This window comes from Methylotenera sp. (genome assembly GCF_013141425.1).
Classification (GTDB): Bacteria; Pseudomonadota; Gammaproteobacteria; order Burkholderiales; family Methylophilaceae; genus Methylotenera.
In genome coordinates this window covers 1-3,265 of the sequence record NZ_JABFRA010000041.1, presented here as the reverse complement: position 1 = coordinate 3,265, position 3,265 = coordinate 1, and the positions used below count along the sequence as shown (strand labels likewise).

3 protein-coding genes and 1 pseudogene are annotated in these 3,265 nt (G+C 42.9%); 3 read left to right on the top strand and 1 reads right to left on the bottom strand.

Annotated elements, in window-relative coordinates:
* From gyrB to HOO90_RS03425, 3 genes and pseudogenes are all read left to right on the top strand, one after another.
* Positions 1 to 721, top strand: a pseudogene (gene gyrB / locus HOO90_RS03435) (DNA gyrase subunit B); the annotation flags it as partial.
* Positions 722 to 744: 23 nt separating this feature from the next.
* The gene (locus HOO90_RS03430) at positions 745 to 1,698 is read left to right on the top strand and encodes a hypothetical protein (protein ID WP_292839489.1); all 954 of its coding nucleotides are present in this window, start codon (positions 745 to 747) and stop codon (positions 1,696 to 1,698) included.
* Positions 1,685 to 2,209 (top strand): hypothetical protein, encoded by a 525-nt coding sequence (locus tag HOO90_RS03425; protein WP_292839488.1) that lies wholly within the window; start codon positions 1,685 to 1,687, stop codon positions 2,207 to 2,209. The genes HOO90_RS03430 and HOO90_RS03425 overlap by 14 nt, the downstream gene beginning before the upstream one ends.
* Before the next feature lie 57 nt (positions 2,210 to 2,266).
* Here HOO90_RS03425 and hflX read toward each other — a convergent pair.
* A partial coding sequence (hflX, locus tag HOO90_RS03420) for a GTPase HflX (RefSeq protein ID WP_292839486.1) occupies positions 2,267 to 3,265 on the bottom strand: 999 nt, incomplete at its 5' end.

Genomic DNA, 3,265 nt, shown 5'->3' with positions numbered 1-3,265 from the left:
GCAATCAGCCCTAAAAGGCGCAGAGCTTATTACCAAAACTGGCGCAGAGCCGCTAGTAGGCGCACCGCTGAATGAAATTGCCAAACAAATGGTACTCACAGAAGCCGTAATTCGCCGCATAGCCGCACATTATGATGAAAGCGTACTACGCGCCATGCAAGATTTAGGTGAATTAAGCTTAGGCACAATCGAGTCCACAGAAGACGCCGCAGCAAAATTACGCCCAATTTTAGGCGCAATTGGCAGTGAAGTGATTGTAGGTTTTGATGCAGAAGCCAACGAATATCGCCTAGAAATCAACAAATACGTGCATGGCAACTTGCAATGTTGCGTAATCAACGCCGAGTTTTTAGGCTCTGGCGATTACCGCCAAATTAGCAAAATGTCAGCCATGTTACAAGGCTTGCTAGGCGAGGGCGCCACCATTAAACGTGGTGAAAAAGAAAGTGCCGTGAGCACCTTTAAACAAGCGCTAGATTGGCTGCTAGAAGAAGGCAAACACAACCTCAACATTCAACGCTATAAAGGCTTGGGCGAAATGAACCCATCGCAACTATGGGAGACCACCATGGACCCAACCGTGCGCCGCCTATTAAAAGTGCAAATTGACGACGCCATTGCCGCCGATGAAATCTTCACAACGTTAATGGGCGATAACGTAGAACCAAGACGCGCCTTTATTGAAAGCAATGCGCTGGGTGCGAATAATTTGGATATTTAAAAAGCGTTTTAGGGAATCTAAACATGTTTGCGATTAAACAACAAGAAGAGGCGATTAACTATAGAAACTCTAAGTGGGCTAATATAGCCACGATTCCATCTTGGGTGAATATAAACGAAGTTGGCTTAGATCAATTTTTCACGCAGGAGGAAGTCGCGGAATTTTGTCACGACTCCCTACTTAATTATCTAATTAAAGAAGGTGTTGATACTAATGATTACACCTTTATAGAGCCTTCAGCAGGAACTGGCTCATTTTTTAAGCGGCTACCAAAAGACAAAAGAATTGGTCTAGATATAATGCCGCTTTGTGAGGGTGTAGAGCAGCAGGATTTTTTGTCATGGATGCCTAATAATCACGGAAAAAAATATATATTCGTAGGTAATCCTCCTTTTGGTTATAGGGCTTGGCTGTCTCTTGTATTTCTTAATCATGCAGCACAATTTGCTGACTATGTTGGATTTATATTGCCAATGGCATTTCAGAGTGACGGAAAAGGCAGTCCAAAAAATCGCGTTAAAGGCATGACTCTCGTCCATTCTGAAATAATTCCATCAAATAGTTTTTTTAGCCCTGATGGTAAGTTTCCTAAAGTTAATGCTTTATGGCAAATATGGAAAAAAGGCGAATCCATAGCGCCTGAAAGAAAAACCTGTAATCAATGGCTTGATTTATTTACAGTTGATATGAGAAAAGAAAGATTATGCGGAATGCAAAAGCTGGATCAAGCTGATTATTTCTTGCAAAGAACTTACTTTAAGGAGCCGCCATCTTTAGTTAAATCGTTCTCAGAAGTTAAATATGTTTGTGGATATGGGTTGATAATAAAAAAAGAAAAGGATTATGTCGTGGATGTATTGAATGGAATAGACTGGTTTGAATACAGCAATCTAGCAGCGCATAATTGTCGACATATTAGTATGTATCATATAGAAAAAGCACTTACGGATAGGGGTATTCTTGATGTGCGATTATAAAAAAATATTTAGTGAAGTTCTTGCCACCCATAACAATCATGCTAAATGGGATGATTCTGCATTTGGAAGAATTAAAACTATATCCAATACAAAAGTTGGGACAGTAGGCCAAGATTTCGTTGAAAAAATGTGTAAAGCTCTGGGCATTGATTGCTTTTTTCCATTGAATGAAAACGGTAAAAGGCTAACTCAAAGTCCTTGGGATATGAAAATTAACAATGTTACTTTTGAGTTGAAAACTGCCACAGAAGATACTAATGGAAAGTTTCAATTTAATCACATTCGTTACCATAGACCCTATGAAGCAGTGTTGTGTTTAGGAGTATCTCCAAATAGCCTGCATTTTGGGGTATGGTCCAAGGCAGACGTTGTTACTGGGAAAGCTGGGAACCTTGTAAGTATGGAAAAAGGGGCCAACGCGTCTTACAAACTAACAAAAGCACCAAAAGATTTAATTGATATTAAAGATTTTAAGAAAAGGATTGAAGAGTTTACCGCGGCATTCAAATAAGTATAACGCTTCTTTTGCTTAGAAAATAGCATAAAACAATAAGACAATTTGGATGCTCTAACTGATTATTTTATTCTGCAGTTTATTCACCACATTCACTTCACCGCGCACTTTAAAATACGCGCCTGCTTCGTCTGAATGTTCTTCTAGCACTTGGCAGTTGGCGTAGATTTCGCCGCGGTGTTGTTGGGCTGTCCATGGTAAAAAAAGCTCGGCTTCTATTAAATCTTGCTGAAAAAACGTGACGATTATTTGGTGTAGTTTGGCTACATCGTCTGGCCTGCGTGCACTCATGACTATGCAGTCTGGGTATTTTGTTTTTAAGGCCGCTTCGCATTCGGCTTGTGCGGTTTCGTCCCCTACAAAGTCAATTTTGTTGAAAATTTTAATACGCGGTACAACATTTGCGCCAATATCTTCAAGCACTTCATTGGTTACTTCAAGTTGGCGTTCAAAGCCTGGGTCGCTGGCGTCAATTACGTGTAGCAGTAGCGCGGCGTCTAAGGCTTCATCTAAAGTGGATTTAAACGAGGCTACAAGGCCGTGTGGCAGGTTTTTAATAAAGCCGACGGTGTCACTCACCAGCACGCGTGGCACGCTCTCTGGGTGCAGCGCACGCACGGTGGTGTCTAGTGTGGCGAATAGTTTGTTGGCTACCAGCACTTCGCTGCCTGTGAGTGCGCGCATTAAGGTTGATTTACCCGCGTTGGTGTAGCCTACCAGCGCTACGCTAGTGGAATTTTGTTGCCCATGCCGCCGTGCGCTTTGGGTTTTGCGTTCGGCTTCCATGGCTACAATTTCAAGCTGTAGTTCGGCAATGCGGTCGCGAATTTTGCGTTTATCAAGTTCAGTTTGCGATTCACCCGCACCACGGCCGCCTTCGCCGCTACGTTGGCGGCCTTGTGAGCCAGCTAACTTGGCGGCTTCACGCAGACGTGGTGCCATGTAGCCAAGGCGGGCGATTTCAACTTGCGCCTTTGCGGCGCGTGAGCGTGCGTTGCGGTGAAAAATTTCTAAAATCACCATGGTGCGATCCATCACAATGCAGCCTACTTC

What these genes read in the sequence shown, in the direction of transcription:
- HOO90_RS03430 (WP_292839489.1), top strand. Translation starts at nt 745, where the DNA reads ATGTTTGCGATTAAACAACAAGAAGAGGCGATTAACTATAGAAACTCT.
- HOO90_RS03425 (WP_292839488.1), top strand. Translation starts at nt 1,685, where the DNA reads ATGTGCGATTATAAAAAAATATTTAGTGAAGTTCTTGCCACCCATAAC.